General features: G+C 62.1%; 13 protein-coding genes. 12 read left to right on the top strand and 1 reads right to left on the bottom strand.

Translation table 11 applies throughout. From position 1 onward, the window contains the following. Position 1 precedes the first annotated feature (1 nt). From ASD58_RS13960 to ASD58_RS13935, 6 genes are all read left to right on the top strand, one after another. Positions 2 to 829, top strand: a complete 828-nt coding sequence (locus ASD58_RS13960) for an EI24 domain-containing protein (RefSeq protein WP_057261767.1) — start codon at positions 2 to 4, stop codon at positions 827 to 829. Then, positions 814 to 1,599 (top strand): molybdopterin-binding protein, encoded by a 786-nt coding sequence (locus tag ASD58_RS13955; RefSeq protein WP_057261766.1) that lies wholly within the window; start codon positions 814 to 816, stop codon positions 1,597 to 1,599. Before ASD58_RS13960 ends, ASD58_RS13955 begins: the two co-directional genes overlap by 16 nt. Before the next feature lie 312 nt (positions 1,600 to 1,911). Continuing rightward, complete coding sequence (locus ASD58_RS13950) at positions 1,912 to 5,121, top strand: transglycosylase domain-containing protein (RefSeq protein ID WP_082565411.1); 3,210 nt, start codon at positions 1,912 to 1,914, stop codon at positions 5,119 to 5,121. Positions 5,122 to 5,233: 112 nt separating this feature from the next. Then, positions 5,234 to 6,532, top strand: coding sequence for a TAXI family TRAP transporter solute-binding subunit (locus ASD58_RS13945; RefSeq protein WP_057261764.1), 1,299 nt, complete (start codon positions 5,234 to 5,236; stop codon positions 6,530 to 6,532). A 106-nt stretch (positions 6,533 to 6,638) separates the two neighbouring features. Continuing rightward, entirely contained in the window at positions 6,639 to 9,131 is a 2,493-nt protein-coding gene (locus ASD58_RS13940; protein ID WP_057261763.1) for a TonB-dependent siderophore receptor, read from the top strand. 136 nt (positions 9,132 to 9,267) lie between these two features. Next, positions 9,268 to 10,692: a sulfatase-like hydrolase/transferase gene (locus ASD58_RS13935; protein WP_057261762.1), complete on the top strand. Its 1,425-nt coding sequence runs from the start codon at positions 9,268 to 9,270 to the stop codon at positions 10,690 to 10,692. 1 nt (position 10,693) lies between these two features. Here the strand turns inward: ASD58_RS13935 and ASD58_RS13930 are convergent, their stop codons facing one another. Then, a complete protein-coding gene (locus ASD58_RS13930) occupies positions 10,694 to 11,155 on the bottom strand; it encodes a rhodanese-like domain-containing protein (RefSeq protein WP_057261761.1) in 462 nt (153 codons plus the stop codon). Positions 11,156 to 11,372: 217 nt separating this feature from the next. On the opposite strand from ASD58_RS13930, the gene glnA reads away from it, so the two are divergent. From glnA to ASD58_RS13900, 6 genes are all read left to right on the top strand, one after another. Next, on the top strand, positions 11,373 to 12,788 hold the full coding sequence (gene glnA / locus ASD58_RS13925; RefSeq protein WP_055933143.1) for a type I glutamate--ammonia ligase: 1,416 nt from the start codon (positions 11,373 to 11,375) through the stop codon (positions 12,786 to 12,788). A gap of 99 nt (positions 12,789 to 12,887) precedes the next feature. After that, on the top strand, positions 12,888 to 13,373 hold the full coding sequence (locus ASD58_RS13920) for a DUF4124 domain-containing protein (protein ID WP_057261760.1): 486 nt from the start codon (positions 12,888 to 12,890) through the stop codon (positions 13,371 to 13,373). Continuing rightward, on the top strand, positions 13,370 to 14,461 hold the full coding sequence (gene glnL / locus ASD58_RS13915) for a nitrogen regulation protein NR(II) (protein WP_057261759.1): 1,092 nt from the start codon (positions 13,370 to 13,372) through the stop codon (positions 14,459 to 14,461). The genes ASD58_RS13920 and glnL overlap by 4 nt, the downstream gene beginning before the upstream one ends. A gap of 9 nt (positions 14,462 to 14,470) precedes the next feature. Next, complete coding sequence (gene ntrC / locus ASD58_RS13910; RefSeq protein ID WP_057261758.1) at positions 14,471 to 15,967, top strand: nitrogen regulation protein NR(I); 1,497 nt, start codon at positions 14,471 to 14,473, stop codon at positions 15,965 to 15,967. Between the two features lie 130 nt (positions 15,968 to 16,097). Further along, complete coding sequence (gene corA / locus ASD58_RS13905; RefSeq protein WP_057261757.1) at positions 16,098 to 17,063, top strand: magnesium/cobalt transporter CorA; 966 nt, start codon at positions 16,098 to 16,100, stop codon at positions 17,061 to 17,063. A 57-nt stretch (positions 17,064 to 17,120) separates the two neighbouring features. Continuing rightward, a complete protein-coding gene (locus ASD58_RS13900) occupies positions 17,121 to 18,647 on the top strand; it encodes an HD domain-containing phosphohydrolase (RefSeq protein WP_057261756.1) in 1,527 nt (508 codons plus the stop codon). Positions 18,648 to 18,654: the final 7 nt, after the last annotated feature.

Here is an 18,654-nt window from a genome sequence, read left to right as displayed (position 1 = left end):
AATGCGCGCAGTGATCAACGCTTACGGCAGGGCCCTGCTGTCCCAGTTCCACGGCAAGATTTTATTGCTGAGTATTGTTCCTTTCGTCTTGTCAGTCGCTGTGTGGGCGCTGCTGCTATGGCTTGGCCTGCAGCCGCTGCTGGACTGGCTGCACGGCCATTTCGTCGAATTCGAAATCTATCGCGTCACCAGCGACTGGCTGCAATCGATCGGACTGGGCGGCCTGCGCTCGATCGTGGTGCCGCTGTTTGCGCTGCTCCTGCTGCTGCCGCTGATGATCGTGACCGCCATGATCTTCATCGGCGTGGCGGCCATGCCCTTCATCGTGCGCCACGTTGGCGGCCGCCATTTCCCGCAACTGGAGAAAAAGCAGGGCGGCTCGATCCTGGGCGGCGTGGTCAAGGCGTTCGGCGCCTTCGGCATCTTCGTGCTGGCCTGGCTGTGCATCCTGCCCATGTATATCTTCCCGCCGCTGGCCGGCCTGGCCACGGTGCTGCTGTGGGGCTGGCTCACCAGCCGCGTCATGAGCTACGACGCGCTGGCCGATTACGCCAGCGCGGAAGAGCTGTCCAGGCTGCAGCGCGAACACCGCTGGCAGTTGATGTCGATCGGCGTGGTGTCCGGCCTGGCGGGTTCGCTGCCGGCGCTGGTGTGGGTGGGTGGCGCCGCCGCGGCGATTGCCTTCTTCCCGATCCTGCTGGCCGCATCGATCTGGGTCTACGTGGTGATTTTCATCTTCACCGGCCTGTGGTTTGAGTATTATTGTCTGCAAGCGCTGGCGCAGCTGCGCCATGCACCTTTCGAGGAAAGCCTATGCGAATCGGACTGATCATCATTGGCGACGAAATCCTTTCCGGCAAGCGGACCGACCAGCACTTCCCCAAAGTGGTGCAATTGCTGGCAGCGCGCGGCCTGCAACTGTCGTGGGCTGAATTCCTCGGCGATGACCGCGAGCGCATCACCGCCACGCTGAAGCGCACCTTTGCCAGCGGCGATATCGTGTTCTCCTGCGGCGGCATTGGCGCCACGCCGGACGACCATACGCGGCAGGCCGCCGCTGCCGCGCTGGGGTTGCCGCTGCTGCTGCATGAAGGCGCGAAGGAAAGCATCCAGCAGCGCGTGCGCCAGGTGGCTGAAGAAAAGGGAGAGGTAGCGGACCTCACTTCGGCGGAAAACCTGCAGCGCCTGCAAATGGCGGAATTCCCGCAAGGCGCCGCGCTTATTCCAAATCCTTATAACAACGTGGCTGGATTCGCGCACGGCACGCATTACTTCGTGCCCGGCTTTCCGGTGATGGCCTGGCCGATGATCGAATGGGTACTCGACACGCACTACACCGACCTGTTCAATCGTGAGCCCCGCGCTGAGCGATCAGTGTTAGTGTACGAGGCAGCGGAAGCCGCGCTGACTCCGCTGATGCTGGCCCTTGAATCTGCCTGGCCGCGCATCAAGGTCTTCAGCCTGCCAAGTGTGGGCGATGCGAAGACCCGGCGCCACATCGAGCTTGGTGTGAAAGGCGATCCGCCCCAATGCGAGGCTGCATTTGCCCAAATGTGCCGTGAGCTCGATGCCTTGAATGTGGAGTACGTGAAGCCCTGAATCCACAGTGTGAAAAGGGTGTTAACTGCTCTTGCAACGGCGCTCACAAAACGTGTGGAGCGCCGTTGTTTTTTTGCGAAACTGATACGCGAAGTTTAAATATTTTGCGAGTTGCCCCGTGCAGTCCACGCCGATGTGGTGCAATGGTAATCAAGCAGAAATACTCTGCGTGTACTGTCCGGTTTGAACACTATGTTAAGCAATCGTCGTTTTCGCCGGCCCCGAGTTGTCGTCAGAGCGGTGCGCAAGATGCGTGCTGGCGCGGCAGCGATTGGATATGGCGGCAGCAGGCGGCGTTTGCGCTCGGTACCTATGCCTTCCCAACAAGATCACGAATCAAGCTCCTTCGAACCACACCAACCAACCGAGCCAGCACCACCACCGCCGTCTGAACCGAAAAAAGGTTCACGCTTGCGCAATGCGTTCATTGTGCTGATACTGGTGCTGCTGACAGTTGCCGGTTTCTGGGGCTATCACGAGACCCGCACCTCGACGATGCAGGCGAAGGTATTCACCGACCTGGTTGGCAAGCTGACTTACAAGGTGGAGCCGGGAGCGAGCAAGTCGATCCGCTTCCCGCACGACAGTCCTTACGACGAACGCCTTGGCTACGCCAACCTGCCGGACTACCTGGACAAACTGAAGGCGCGCGATTACGAAGTCACCTCGCAAGCACGCTTCTCGCCGAAGATGCTGGAGCTGACCGATATGGGCGTGTTCGCGACCTATCGCGAAAAGACCCGCACCGGCCTGTCGATTTTCGATTGCCGCGAGCAGCCGCTGTTCACGGCCAGCTATCCGGAACGCATTTACGGCAAATTCGAACAGGCGCCGAACGCCCTGGTGCAAAGCCTGCTGTTTATCGAGAACCGCGAACTGCTGGACAACAAATACCCGAAACGCAATCCGGCCGTGGAATGGGACCGCCTGTCCAAGGCCATCCTGGAAAAATCCATGAGCGCTGTCGGCGCGGGCGGCCATCGCGCCGCTGGCGGCTCCACGCTGGCGACCCAGATCGAGAAGTACCGCCATTCGCCGGAAGGGCGCACCGGCTCGATGAAGGACAAGCTGCAGCAGATGGTGTCGGCTTCGCTGCGCGCCTACCAGCAGGGCGAGGACACCACCAAGGTGCGGCACCAGATCGTGCTCGACTACCTCAATACGGTGCCGCTGTCGGCCAAGCCGGGCTATGGCGAAGTGAATGGCGTGGGCGACGGCATGTGGGTCTGGTACGGCCGTGAATTCGATGAAGTGCAGCGCCTGTTGGGCGGCAAAATGGACCAGCCGGGCAGCGCACTGGCCTTCAAGGAAGCGCTGTCGCTGCTGATCGCACAACGCCGTCCAAGCTACTACCTTGGCGAGGGCGATGAGGACCTGGAAGTGCTGGCCAACAGCCATTTGCGCCTGCTGGCCAGCGCGGGCATCATCACGCCGCAATTGCGTGACGCCGCGCTGAAAGAGAAACTGCATCCGGCAAAAGGCAACGGCTTGCAGGCCGCGCCGCCGATGACGTATGTGACCAAGAAAGCCTCGAACGCCGTGCGCGTGCACCTGGCCAACCTGCTGGGCGACAACCGCATGTACAACCTGGACCGCCTCGACCTGTCGGTGAACACCACGCTCGACGCCGAGACCCAGAAAACCGTGACCGCCATGCTGCGCCAGCTGCGCGAGCCGGAGACCGCGGTGCAGGCCGGCCTGACCGGCAAGGGCATGCTGGGCAATGGCGACCCGGCCAATGTGGTGTACAGCTTCACGCTGCTGGAGCGCGGCGAGCACGCCAACTACCTGCGCGTGCAGACCGATAACTACGACCAGCCGCTGGACATCAACGAAGGCGCCAAGCTGGACCTGGGCTCGACCGCCAAGTTGCGCACCCTGGTGACGTATATGGACATCGTCGACCAGTTGCACAAGAAGTATGGCCAGATGGATGTGGCGGAGCTGAAGAAGGTCAACGTCGACCAGCGCGACCGCCTGACCACCTGGGGCATCGAATACCTGACCATGACGCCGAAGGACAAGCGCGACCTGCCGGCCATGCTGCAGGCGGCGCTGGAGCGCAAGTATTCGGCCAATCCGGGCGAGGGCTTCTTCACCGGCGGCGGCCTGCATTACTTCGGCAACTTCAGCAAGGACGACGACTTCAAGATCATGACGGTGCGCGAAGCGCTGCGCCGTTCCACCAACCTGGTGTTCGTGCGCCTGATGCGCGACGTGGTCAAGTACTATTCCTTCCAGATGCCGGGCTCCTCGCAGACCCTGTTGACCGACTCCGACGATCCGCGCCGCGCCGCCTACCTGGCGCGCTTCGCCGACAAGGAAGGCAAGGAGTTCCTGTACCGCTTCTACGCCAAGTACAAGGGCAAGAAGGCGACGGAGCTGGATGCAATCCTGCTCGACACCATTCGCCCGACGCCGGTGCGCCTGGCGAACATCCACCGCACCGTCTATCCAAACGCGACGCTGGCGGAGTTCGACAAGTTCGTCAACGAAAACCTGAAGGTGCAGAACGATGTGCCGGAAGACCGTCTGGCCAAGATGTACGACCAGTACGCGATGGACAAGTGGAACCTGGCCGACCGCGGCTACCTGGCTGCCGTGCACCCGCTGGAATTGTGGCTGGTGGCTTACCTGCACCAGAACGAAGGGGCTTCGCTGTCCGACGTGGTTGCCGCCAGCGAGAAGGAGCGCCAGGAGGTCTACCAGTGGCTGTTCAAGACCCATCACAAGTACGCGCAGGACAAGCGTATTGCCGGCCTGCTGGAAATGGAAGCCTTCATGGGCATCCACCGCCAGTGGAAGAAGATGGGCTATCCGTTCGATTCGCTGGTGCCTTCGTATGCCACCACGCTTGGTGCTTCGGCCGACCGCCCGGCAGCGCTGGCGGAGATGATGGGGATCATCATCAACGGCGGCGTGCGCAAGACCACGCAGCGCATCGAATCGCTGCATTTTGCGGAAGGCACGCCATACGACACTTCGGTGGCACGCACCAAGTCGTCTACCAACGAGCAGGTGCTGACGCCGGAAGTGGCGCGCGCGGTGGCCGATGCGATCCGTGAAGTGGTGTCGGACGGTACGGCGCGGCGCGTGAAGTCGGCATTCGTTGGCTCGGATGGACAGATTATTCCGGTGGGCGGCAAAACCGGCACCGGCGACCAGCGCTTCGACGTGTTTGCCGCTGGCGGACGCCTGATCGAGTCGCGTTATGTGAACCGTTCGGCAACCTTTGTGTTCAATATCGGCGAGCGCTTCTTTGGCTCGATGACGGCTTACGTGCATGGGCCGGAGTCGAAGAATTACGACTTTACTTCCGCGCTGCCGGTGCAGTTGCTGACGGTGCTGGCGCCTTCGCTGATGCCGCTGATTGAGCCCAATGCGCAGAAGGCGGCGCCGGTTGTGACGGCCATGGCGGCTGGGGCGCCGGGTGGCGTGCAGCCGGTTGCCACCGCGGCTTTGGTGGCTGCCACCGCTGCAGCCGTTCCCGCCGCGCCGCTGCGCGCTTGCGGCGCCCGCTAAAACCGGTAGACCGGTGTCTGACCCCCAGGGTCAGACACCCTGCAGTCTCCAGGCCAACGCAAGTGTCAGACCCTGCGGGTCTGACACTGGTTTACCGGTTTAAAATGCGCGCATGAAACTCATCACCAAATTCACCCGAATCAGCCTGCGCGACCTGCTGGTCTCGTTCGCCCCCACCGTCCTGCTGATCGCCGGCGCCTGTGCGCTGGCCTACTGGATCATCGACCCCACCCCGCCGCGGATAGTCAAGCTCTCCACCGGCCAGGAAAACAGCGCCTACGAAAACATCGGCAAGCGCTACGCCCAGGCGATGGCCAAGCACGGCATCAAGGTCGTCCTCCAGCAAAGCCAGGGCTCGCAGGAAAACCTGCAACGCCTGAACAAGGGAGACACCGACATCGCCTTCGTGCAAAGCGGCTCCACCAACGAAGCAGAAGCCGAGCGTACCGGCCTGGTCTCGCTGGGCAGCCTGTTTACCGAGCCCCTGTGGCTCTTCATGCGCGAAAAGAAGGCCGTCACCAGCCTGACCCACCTCAAAGGCTTGAAGGTCAACCTCGGCCCCGAGGGCAGCGGCGTACCGCGCCTGTTCCGGCAGGTGCTGCAGATCAACGGCGTGCATAACGGCGACATCACGGCGAGCGACCTGGAAAACACCCCCGCCACAGTAGAACTGCTGGAAGGCCGCATCGACGCCCTGGTATTCGCTGCCGCGCCCGACGACCCGCTGATCCAGATGCTGCTGATGACGCCCGGGATCAGGCTGTTCAACTTCACGCAAGCCGAAGCCTACGCGCGCCGCCTGCCATTCCTGACCCACGTCACCCTGCCACGCGGGATCGTCGACCTGGGCCGCGACCTGCCGGCCCGCGACTATCACCTGATCGCGCCAACGGCCACCTTGGTGGCGCGCGAAGACCTGCATCCAGCCCTGGTCGACCTGTTCGTGCAAGCCGCCAGCAGCATCCACAGCGGGGCAGGCTGGTTCCAGCAGCAGGGCCAGTTCCCATCGCCGCGCTACACCGAGATTCCGGTCGCGCGCGAAGCAGCCAAGTTCTACAAGGATGGCCCGCCGTTCCTGCAGCACTACATGACCTTCTGGCTGGCCAACCTGTTCGACCGCTTGTGGGTGGTGGTGCTGGCCGTCGGCGCCTTGATCCTGCCGCTGTCGAAAGTCGTGCCGCCGCTGTATGTGTGGCGCATCCGCTCCCGCGTCTATCGCTGGTACGGTCAACTGCGCTCGGTGGAGCAAGGCGTCGACGAAGGCAAGCCGCGCGAAGAGCTGCTGCACCGCCTGGACCAGATCGAAGAACGGGTGAACCGCCTGAGCGTGCCGCTGTCCTTTGCCGATGAGTTCTATGGCTTGCGCAACCACATTGAGTTCGTGCGGCAGAAGCTACGTACAAACACGTAAAACAAGATGAAAGTGTTGTATCCGCGAGACCCTTAATTGACAGTTGCTTACAGTTACCTCAAAGATAAGCCGGGGAGTGAAACTGGTTTAACTACAAGGGGTAGCTATGGCACCAAAAAAACAGGTTCTCGCAATCGCAGTTGCATCTCTTTTCACGAATGCCGCGTGGGCGCAGGAAGCGCCTGCCGGCGAAACCGCTACTGTGGTGGTGACCGGTACCCGGGTCTCCAACCGCACGGTGCTAGACACCACCGCACCGGTGGACGTCATCAGCGCCGACAGCATCAGGAACGCCGGCGTTCCGGAAGTGACGCAAGCGCTGTCGGTCGCGCTGCCTTCTTTGAATTTCCCTCGTCCCGGCCTGGCCGACGGCACCGACACCATTCGCCCGGCCACGCTGCGCGGCCTGGCGCCTGACCAGACCCTGGTGCTGGTCAATTCCAAGCGCCGCCATACGTCGTCGCTGGTCAACCTGAACGGCACGATCGGCCGCGGTTCGGCAGCGGTCGACATGAACACCATCCCGGCCGGCATCGTCAAGACCATTGAAGTGCTGCGCGATGGCGCTTCCGCACAATACGGTTCGGACGCGATTGCCGGCGTGATCAACGTGCGCCTGCGCACCGACCGCACCGGAGGCGAGGCCAGCGTGAGCTATGGCCGCCGCGATACCGAATACAACTTCAATCCCGGCACGCCGCCAGCCGGCGCTACCTGGGGCACGCAGAACTCGCGCGAGCGCAAGGATGGCAATACGCTGAACCTGAGCTTGTGGAAGGGCATGGAGCTTGGCGAGAACGGCTTCCTGACCATCGCGCTGGAGCGCAAGCGACAGGACCACACCGAGCGTTCGGGCTGGGACGTGCGCCAGCAATACCCGCTGGTGAACGGCGCCTTCGATCCGCGCGAGGCGACGATCAATCGCTTCAACGCCTGGTACGGCGAGCCTGAACTGACCCAGAACACCTTCTTCGCCAATGCAGGCTACAACCTGGCCGACGGCGTCAAGCTGTATGGCTGGACCAGCTACCAGGACCGCGATGCGCGCTCCGGTGGTTTCTTCCGCCGCGCGCTGCAGGACAACAATACGATCCAGATTTATCCGGACGGCTTCCTGCCGATCATCGCGCCAGCGGTCGCGGATTTCAGCGCCGCCTTTGGTGCCACCTGGACCGCTGGCGATTGGGACATGGATGCCTCGCTCGTCTACGGCGACAACCGGATGGACTTCACCATTGAGAACACGCTGAACCGTTCCCTTGGCCCTGCCTCCAAGACCGTATTCGACGCGGGTGGCTTCAAGTACGACCAATTGACGCTCAACCTGTCGGCCGTGCGCCAGTACGAAGTGGGCCTGTCGTCGCCGCTCAACGTGGCGCTTGGCGCGGAAGCGCGTCGCGAAGGCTACTCCCTGCACGCCGGCGAGCCCGACTCCTGGCGTAACGGCGGGGTGATGCTGCCACCGCTGCCGCCGCCGGCTCCGCAGGTCCCACGACCAACGGCCTCAGGGTCGCAGGTTTTCCCTGGCTTCCGTCCGAGCGATGAATCGGATGCCAACCGCAAGGCCTATTCTGTATATGCCGACGTGGAAGCGAACGTGACGCAGAACCTGTTGGCGTCGGCCGCGGTGCGCGGCGAGCATTACTCCGACTTCGGCAACAATTGGTCGGGCAAGCTGGCGGCCCGCTACAATTTCACGCCTTCATTTGCCCTGCGCGGTTCTGCGCAGAACGGCTTCCGCGCGCCATCGCCGCAACAACAGTTCTTTACCTCCACGGCGACCAACTTCGTCGGCGGCGTACCGTATGACATCACCACTTTCAAGCCGAGCGATCCGGCGGCAGTGGCGCTGGGCGCCAAGCCGCTCGATGCCGAGAAGTCGACCAACTTCTCGCTCGGCGCGGTGGCGAAGATGGGCAAGGCCAGTCTGACAGTGGATGCGTTCCAGATCAAGATCCGCGATCGTATCGTGCTGTCGGAGAACCTGCTGCAGGACAATGTGCGCAATTACCTGACGTCGTTGGGCTTCATCGGCATTGGCGGCGGGCGCTTCTTCATCAACGGCGTGAACACCACGACGCGCGGCGTGGACGTGGTGGCGAACTATCCATGGAATGCCGGCAATGTGGGCAAGTTCGACTTCACGCTGGCGGGCAACTACACCAAGACCGAAGTGACCAAGGTGCCGGTGACCGCGCAGTTGGCCGCGCTGAATCCCGCACCGCCACTGTTTGACCGCGTCAACGTGCTGACCTTCGAGCATGGCACGCCGCAGACCAAGTTCACTGCCAGTGTGAACCATACGCTGGGCAACTGGAGCGGTACTTTCCGCGCCACGCGCTACGGCAAGGTGCTGCAGCCGGATGCGAATCCCGCACGCGATCACTGGATGACGCCGAAGACCTTGGTGGACGTGGAAGGGCGCTACAAGATCACGCAGCGCCTGACTGCAGCGGTGGGGGCGGAGAACCTGTTCGACCAGTATCCGGATCCGTATCCGGCGCTGTTGAACGGCACCGGCAATGCGCCATATTCCAACTACTCGCCGTTCGGGCGCTCCGGCCGCTTCGTGTATGCCCGTTTGAATTACGCGCTTTAACCTGTCTTAACCCGGCTTTACAGTTGCGCAGTTTTTTTACAAGAGCATAAAGCTGCGATACAAAAAGCCGGGATTTGGATAACCGGCTGTTACATCTGCTTGAGACGATGGGCATCGACGATATTGAATTATCCCGATGCCCATTTCATTTCTTACATCCCAGCGCGAACACCTGGTTCGCAGCGCGTTGTCGCTGGCCGCCATATTCCTGTTTTGCCTGAGCTACTGGATCCACCGGTATTTCGGGCAGGTCGATCTTTACCAGATCGCATATCACCTGAACTTCGGGCTTGATCTCGCAAGAACTTCCGACCCTGTCTTCACCAAGCGCTTCATACGCTGGTGCGTGCTTGCACCATTGTTGTTGTTCGTGTTGCTGGCCTGGGCCCAGAGCCGCCTGGTGCCGCGACACCAGCGCCTGTTGCCGCCGCTGCTGCTTGCCGCCGCCATCGCTTTCTGGCTATGGGACGTGTCGGCCATCAAATACGTGGAAGCGAACTTCGGACCGGACTATTTCGGCGCGAACTATGTGCCGCCTGCTTCGGTTGCGCTGCACGAGCGGCAGGCGAAAAACCTGGTGCTGATTTACGTGGAAAGCCTGGAGACCGGCTACGCCGACCGCAATGCTTTCGGGCGCAACCTGCTTGAGCCGTTGACCGCTTTGCACGGCACCAGTTTTCCCGCCTATGAACAGGCGCCGGGCACCGGCTGGACCATTGCCGCGATGGTTGCCACCCAATGCGCGGTGCCGCTGGAAAAGGTCTCCATTTTCGACGGCAATACACAAGGGCAAATGATGGAGTCCTTTCTCGGCAAGGCCGTGTGCCTGAGCGACCTGTTGGCCCAGCGCGGCTACCGCAACGTGTTCATGGGCGGCGCCGCGTCCAGCTTTGCGGGCAAGGACAAGTTCCTGCGCCAGCACCATTATCACGAGATCTACGGCAAGGATGAATGGCTGCAGCGCGGCGCCAGCGAAAGCGCCATGAACGGCTGGGGTTTGTACGATGCCGATTTGTTCCGCGAGGCGAAGGCCAGGTTGCGCGAACTGGCATCTTCGAAACAGAAGTTCAACCTGTCGCTGCTGACAGTCGATACCCACGAACCGGCCGGCATGCTGTCGGCGCAATGCGCGCAGCAGGGCTATGCGGAACAATTCGATGGCATCGTGTCCTGCAGCGCCGCAGCGGTGGCCGATTTTGTCCGTTTTGCGGAACGCAACGGCTACCTGGAAAACACCAATGTGGTGATTGTCGGCGACCACCTGTCGCGCAAGAATCCGCTGTCGCCGCAACTGGCGCAGATGCCGCAGCGGACCATCTTCAACGCCTTCCTGGCGCATGAGGCGCCGGCGCCGAATCGCGCGCAGTTGCTGCATTTCGACTTGCTGCCGACGATCATGGAATTCATCGGCTACCAGGTGCCGGGCGGCCGCCTGGGCCTGGGCTACAGCGGCTTCAATGCCCATCGCCGCGCGCCGCCGCCGCAGCGGCTGGCGGCAATGGAGCGCGACCTGCTCAATCGATCAGGCAAATACCTGGCCTTGTGGAACGGGGGAGAATGAATCAGGCGCCGGTCCACGGCAGGCCGGCCTTGCACCAGCCGCCTACCGTCTTGCGGTGGCCTTCGCCATCCTTGTCGCCTTCGAAGCCTTCCAGGATGTCGTAGCACTGGGTATAGCCGGCTTCAGTCGCCGCCTTGGCTGCGTGGCGCGAACGCACGCCCGAACGGCACAGGAAAACGATCACCGTATCCTTGCCCGGCACCGCTGCCGCTAACTGGCCCAGGAAGTCGGGGTTGGGCGTCCCGCCCGGATAAACATTCCACTGCGCCGCATGGTGCTGATCGGCCGGAATCGACACCCGTCCCACCCAATCCCGCTCGGCATTGGTCCGCACATCCACCAGGCGCACCTGCGGGTCGCATTTCAACAGCTCGTATGCCTCATGCGGGGTCACCGCACCGGCGTAGGGCAGGGAAGTGTCGCGTTTGCGTGCACGGTCGAGGATTTCGGAATTGGAACTCATGGTTTTTCCTTTATGATGACTGCACCACAACGATGCATTTGCTTCAATTGGTGCAAAAATGCACCACAAAGGTGCAATAATCGGCAGGCGCACCCGCATGGTGCGTTGTTTACGTGTCGGTAGCATGGAATTAGCTGGCATGATATCTGCTTAATGTACCACCAGCGTTCGCCGCACCCAAGAGGTCGCGGCAGTTTTTTCACTTAGGAGATATGTAATGGCACTGACCGCCGCAGATGTTCTGAAGATGGTACAAGAGCACGAAGTCAAGTTCGTGGACTTCCGTTTCGCCGATACCCGTGGCAAGGAACAGCACGTAACCGTGCCTGTGTCCCATTTCGACATCGACAAATTTGAATCGGGCCACGCCTTCGACGGTTCCTCCATCGCCGGCTGGAAAGGCATCGAAGCTTCCGACATGATCCTGCTGCCGGATCCATCGACCGCCAATATCGACCCATTCTTCGAAGAAACCACCCTGTTCATGCAGTGCGACGTGATCGAACCGTCGGACGGCAAGGGCTACGACCGCGACCCACGCTCCATCGCCAAGCGCGCAGAAGCCTACCTGAAATCCTCCGGCCTGGGCGACACCGCCTACTTCGGTCCAGAGCCAGAATTCTTCATCTTCGACTCCGTGAAGTGGAAGATCGACATGTCCGGCGCCATGGTCAAGATCGACTCCGACGAAGCTTCCTGGTCGACCGACAAGGACATCGACGGCGGCAACTCCGGCCACCGTCCAACCGTGAAGGGCGGCTACTTCCCAGTGCCTCCAGTCGACTCCTTCCAGGACATGCGTTCCGAAATGTGCCTGATCCTGGAATCGATGGGCATCCCGGTCGAAGTGCACCACCACGAAGTGGCTGGCGCTGGCCAGAACGAAATCGGCACCAAGTTCTCGACCCTGGTCGAGCGCGCCGACTGGACCCAGAACCTGAAATACATCGTCTGGAACGTGGCTCACTCCTACGGCAAGACCGCTACCTTCATGCCTAAGCCTATCGTTGGCGACAACGGTTCCGGCATGCACGTGCACCAGTCGATCTGGAAAGACGGCAAGAACCTGTTCGCTGGCGACGGCTATGCCGGCCTGTCCGATTTCGCCCTGTACTACATCGGCGGCATCATCAAGCACGCTAAAGCACTGAACGCGATCACCAACCCAGGCACCAACTCGTACAAGCGCCTGGTGCCAGGCTACGAAGCTCCGGTGAAACTGGCTTACTCCGCACGTAACCGTTCGGCTTCGATCCGTATTCCACACGTGGCCAATCCAAAAGGCCGCCGTATCGAAACCCGCTTCCCGGACCCGCTGGCCAACCCATACCTGTGCTTCGCGGCACTGATGATGGCCGGCCTGGACGGCGTGCAGAACAAGATCCACCCAGGCGAAGCAGCGTCCAAAGACCTGTACCACCTGCCACCGGAAGAAGATGCACTGATCCCAACCGTCTGCGCATCCCTGGAAGAAGCGCTGGATCACCTGAACAAAGACCGTGAGTTCCTGACCCGCGGCGGCGTGTTCACCGATTCGATGATCGATGCCTACATCGAACTGAAGATGACCGAAGTCACCCGCATGCGCATGACTACTCACCCGGTCGAGTTCGACATGTACTACTCCCTGTAATCAGGGCTCGATTGCCGGGATTAACTGGCAATCAACAAAAACGCGAGGTCAGCAAGCTGCTTTCCTCGCGTTTTTTTTCGGATGTTGTATAGTCGGGGCATGAACACTCGCACTCTCGTATTACATGGGCTGGCGTTGCTGGCCGTGAGTGGCGCAGCGCAGGCGCAGCAAATTTTTCTCTGCGTGGATGCCGATGGCCGCAAGGAACTGACCGATTCCCGCAAGGGGAAGAATTGCAAGATGCTGGACCTGCCAGGCGCTACCATTCCCGCGCCGGGCGGCGCGCGCCGCGGCACAACGCCGGCCGCACCGGCCGTGGCGCCAGCCAACTTCCCGCGCGTGGAAAGCTCGGAGCAGAAAGCCCGCGATGCGGACCGCCGCGCCATCCTGACCGATGAGCTCAACACCGAAAACCGTAAGCTGGCGGATTTGCGCAAGGAATTCAATAACGGCGAGCCTGAACGCCGTGCCGACGAGCGCAATTCCACCAAGTACCAGGAGCGCGTGGCTGGCCTGAAGGACAGCATCGCGCGTGCGGAACAAAACGTGGAAGCGCTGAAGCGCGAGCTTGCCAACATAAAATGACCTCAGACAGCCTTGCCAGTATCCGGCCCGCTGAACTGGCAGGGCTGGACCTGCTGGCATCGGCCGTCGTCATCGTCGATGGCGCCGGCCATATCCTTTACCTCAACGCGGCCGGCGAAAACCTGCTGGAGTCATCGCTCAAGGCCCTGGCGCGCCAACCACTGGGCGGCCTGTTTGCGGCGCCGCTGGAACTCGACAACATCATTGCGCAGGCGCGCGAACACAAGTTCTCCGACGTGCGGCAGGAGCTGGTGCTGGAGCGCACAGGGCGCGAAGCGCTGCACGTGCACATCATCGCCAGTGCGCTGGACGAGCCGGACGGCACAGTGATGATCGAGCTGCGCGAAATCGTGCAGCAGATGAAGCAGGACCGCGAAGAGCGCCTGATGGACCAGAGCCAGGTCAACAAGGAGCTGATCCGCAACCTGGCGCACGAAATCAAGAATCCGCTGGGCGGCATCCGCGGCGCGGCGCAATTGCTGGAAATGGAGCTGCCGCCGCTGCACCTGACGCACTTGCGCGAATACACCCAGGTCATCATCAAGGAAGCGGACCGCCTGCAAACGCTGGTGGACCGCCTGCTGGCGCCGCACCGCCGGCCGCATATCGTGGGCGACGTCAATATCCACGAGGTGCTGGAACGGGTGCGCAGCCTGATCCTGGCCGAATTCCCGGTCGGTCTCACCATCCGCCGCGACTACGATGCCTCCTTGCCCGAATTCCGCGGCGACAAGGAACAGTTGATCCAGACGGTGCTGAACATTGCCCACAATGCCGCGCAAGCGCTCGCCGCGCGCATCGAGCAGGGCGATGCCGAGATCATTTTGCGCACCCGCGTCGCGCGCCAGATGACGCTGGCGAAGGTGCGTTATCAGCTGGCATTAGATTTGCATATCATCGATAACGGACCGGGCATCCCGCCCCAGATCCGCGACCGTATCTTCTACCCGCTGGTGTCGGGCCGGGATGGCGGCAGCGGCCTGGGACTGACGCTGGCGCAAACCTTCGTGCAACAGCACATGGGGGTTATCGAATGCGAAAGCAGGCCTGGTCAAACGGACTTCAGAATCTTATTGCCTTTGCCTTGATCGGAATACATGAAACCAATCTGGATAGTTGACGACGACGAATCGATCCGCTGGGTGCTGGAGAAAGCCCTGGCGCGGGAGAACCTCGCAACGCGCAGCTTTGCCAATGCGCGCGATGCGGTCGCCGCGCTGGAACATGAGACGCCGCAGGTGCTGGTGTCGGACATCCGCATGCCGGGCGACTCCGGCCTCGACTTGCTGCAGCTGGTGAAGCAGCGCCATCCCGGCCTGCCGGTGATCATCATTACCGCCTTCTCCGACCTGGATTCCGCCGTGGCGGCGTTCCAGGGCGGGGCCTTTGAATACCTGGCCAAGCCCTTCGATATCGACAAGGCGGTGGAGCTGATCCGCCGCGCGCTGGACGAAAGCCTGCGCGAGTCGAGCATCGAATCGGGGCCGGCCGATACGCCGGAAATCCTGGGCCAGGCGCCGGCCATGCAGGAAGTCTTCCGCGCCATCGGCCGCCTGTCGCAATCGAATGTGACGGTGCTGATCACCGGCGAATCGGGTACCGGCAAGGAGCTGGTGGCACGCGCGCTGCACAAGCACAGCCCGCGCGCCGAGCAGCCCTTCATCGCCATCAATACCGCAGCGATTCCAAAGGACTTGCTGGAATCCGAACTGTTCGGCCATGAGCGCGGCGCCTTTACCGGTGCGCAGACCACGCGCCGCGGACGTTTCGAGCAGGCCGAAGGCGGCACGCTGTTCATGGACGAAATCGGCGACATGCCGTTCGACCTGCAAACGCGTTTGCTGCGGGTGCTGTCGGACGGGCACTTCTACCGCGTCGGCGGCCACTCGCCGCTGAAGGCCAATGTGCGCGTGATTACGGCGACGCACCAGAACCTCGAGCAGCGCGTGCGTGATGGCTTGTTCCGCGAGGACTTGTACCACCGCCTGAACGTGATCCGCCTGCGCCTGCCCAGTTTGAGGGAGCGCCGCGAGGATATCCCCATCCTGGTGCGCCACTTCCTGGTGCAAAGCGCGCGCCAGCTTGGCGTGGAAGCCAAGCGCATGAGCGATTCGACGCTGGCGTTTTTGCAGCAGCTTGAGTTGCCGGGCAATGTGCGCCAGCTTGAAAACCTGTGCAACTGGATTACGGTGATGGCGCCGGGGCAGACGGTGGAAGTGAAGGACTTGCCGCTGGAGCTGACGCAAGGGCAGGACAGCCATGCCGCCGCCGCGCACGCCGTTCCTCCGGCCGCTTCGGAGACGGCGATGCCGCAGCACCATGGCACCGTTCAGCCGCTGGCGCCGCCGGCGCTGGCTTCGTCGCCGGAAGGGTGGCTCAGCTTGCTCGAGCTGCAAGCTGCGGGGATGTTGAGCAGCGGGCAGCAGGATGTGATGGATGTGTTGGGGCGCCAGTTCGAGTCGGCGCTGATCCGCACGGCGCTCAAGTACACGCACGGGCGCAAGAACGATGCGGCGATCCGGCTGGGGATCGGGCGCAATACCATCACGCGCAAGATTGCCGAACTGGGGATCGACGGCGCCAAAGACGACTAGAGCCGGCAAACCAGTCGGTTGGCCGCCCCGTCCGACCCGCGGCAGCCGCAGGCAAGAGTCAGACACTTGTGTCTGACACTGGGGTACCGGTTTAAGTTATGCTGCGGGCTTGGAAAATTGAGGAGCCTGCATGCTGATTAACTGCGTCGCCTACCAGGATGGGCGCAAGCTGGCTGATATCCCGGTGGAGGACATCAGCGATTACGTGGCGCGTAACGACGCCTTTGTCTGGGTCGCCCTGCGCGATGCCACCCACGATGAACTCGCAGTGATGCAGGAGGAGTTCGGCCTGCACGAACTGGCGGTGGAGGACGCCGGCCGCGGCCAGCAACGCCCCAAGATCGAGGAATACGGCGACTCCCTGTTCGTGGTCGTGAAGATGCTCGAACTGCGCGAGGAAGAATTGCACGTCGGCGAAGTCGACATCTTCGTCGGCCCCAACTACGTGCTGTCCAACCGATCCAATTCCACCAAGGACTTCCTCGGCGTGCGTGCCCGCGCGGAACGCGAACCGCATCTGCTGCAGCAAGGCTCCGGATTCGTGCTGTACGCCCTGATGGACGCGGTGGTCGATCGTTACTTCCCCATCATCGATACGCTGGAAGTGGAGCTGGAAAAGATCGAGGAACGCATCTTCATCCGCGGCTCCCAGCAGGACAACATCGAACGGCTGTACGAACTCAAGCGCAAAGTCATGACGGTGCGCCACACCGTGGCTCCCTTGCTTGATGCTATCGGCAAGCTCCATGGCGGCCGCGTGCCCGCGGTTTGCAGCAATACGCAGGAATATTTCCGCGACGTCCACGATCACTTGCTGCGCATCAATTCCGCCCTCGATACCATGCGCGAGACCATCGGTACCGCGATCCAGGTCAACCTGTCGATGGTGGCGCTGGAAGAAGGGGAGGTCAACAAGCGGCTGGCGGCCTGGGCGGCAATTTTCGCGGTGCTGACTGCCTTTGCCGGCCTGTGGGGCATGAATTTCAAGCATATGCCCGAACTGGACTGGCGCTTCGGCTACCCGGCTGCCCTGACCCTGATGGCTGTTGTTTGCGGCGCATTGTATCGACGCTTTAAGAAGGTGGGCTGGCTGTAGCGGTATATAATTTACAATAAACAACCTCTCGTGGGGCTGGGCATGGTGGATGACGCAATGTTGTTCGACGATGATGAGACGCCAGTCCCGGCTGCGTCACTCCCGCCCTGGGAAATCCTGGTCGTTGACGATGAGCAAGCTGTACACCAGGTCACCGAACTGGTGATGTCGGACTTTGAGTTCGACGGCCGCCGCGTCCATTTCTCCCATTGCTATTCCGGCACCGAGGCGCGCCAGCGCCTGTCGCAGCCCGGCCAGTTCGCCCTGATCCTGCTCGATGTGGTAATGGAATCCGAGCATGCCGGCCTTGAACTGGTGCGCTACATCCGCGAGGAGCTGGGCGACCGCAATGTGCGCATCGTGCTGCGTACCGGCCAGCCGGGCCAGGCGCCACAGGCGCAGGTGCTGAAAAGCTACGACATCAACGATTACCGCGAGAAGACCGAACTGACGCATGCCAAGCTCAGCACGGTGTTCTATTCCGGCTTGCGCGCCTACCGCGACCTGATGCGCCTGGAGCGTGCCCGCCTCGGCTTGCGCCGCTCGATCGATGCCATCACCCATGTCTGCGATTCGGATAATTTGCGCCACTTCTGTTCCGCCGTGCTGGAGCAGGCTTCGGCCTTGCTGGGGCGCCAGGCGGAGGGCGTGTGCGCCAGCCGCATGAATGCCTATGCCGCCGCGCGCCAGCCGGGCCGCCTGCAGGTGCTGGCGGTGACCACGGCCTATGCCGACCTGGCACTGGAAGAAACGCTGGACCATTTGCCGGTGCGCGTGCGCGACGCCTTCCTGCGCTGCATGGCGGAGCAGGCCGACCATTACGGAGCGCTGTACTACGCCTGCTACTACCGCACGCGCGACGGCAATGAAAGCCTGCTCTACATGTCGTTCAGCGAGGCGCTGGAAGACGAGGAGCGCGAGCTGCTTGGCCTGTTCTCGGCGAATGTCGCCATCACTTACGAGCGCTTGCTGGCGCGCGAGGAGCTGGAAGCGACGCAGGACGCCATCATCCACATCCTTGGCGAGGCGCTGGAGCGCCGTTCGGCCGCATCCGGCGGCCACGTCGAACGGGTGGGCGAGATTGCCGCCATGCTGGGCGAAGCGGTCGACATGCCGGACAACGCCGTGCGCCAGTTGCGCCAGGCCGCTCCGCTGCACGATATCGGCCATGCCGGCATCCCGGACGAGATCCTCAACCTGCCCGGTCCGCTCGATGCGGCGCAGCGCACGCGCATGCAGGGGCATAGCGATATCGGCTGGCATATGTTGTCCTCATCGACGCAGCCGGTGCTGCAACTGGCCGCACGCATCGCCCATGAGCATCATGAGCGCTGGGACGGCGCCGGCTATCCGCAAGGCTTGCAGGGCGCCGACATCAGCTTGGCCGCGCGCATCACGGCGCTGGCCGACTTCGTCGACGCCATGGTGAGCCCGCGCAGCTATCGCCCGGCACACACGCTGCAGCGTGCGCTGGACGAAGTGCGCGAGGGAAGCGGCAGCCGTTTCGATCCTGCGCTGGCCAACCTGCTGCTGCAGCATAAGGATGACCTGCAAGACCTGTATCGGCGCTACCCACCCCATTAGGAGCCCG

Source organism: Duganella sp. Root1480D1 (assembly GCF_001427305.1).
Classification (GTDB): Bacteria; Pseudomonadota; Gammaproteobacteria; order Burkholderiales; family Burkholderiaceae_D; genus Rugamonas.
This window is presented reverse-complemented; position numbering and strand designations above follow the sequence as displayed.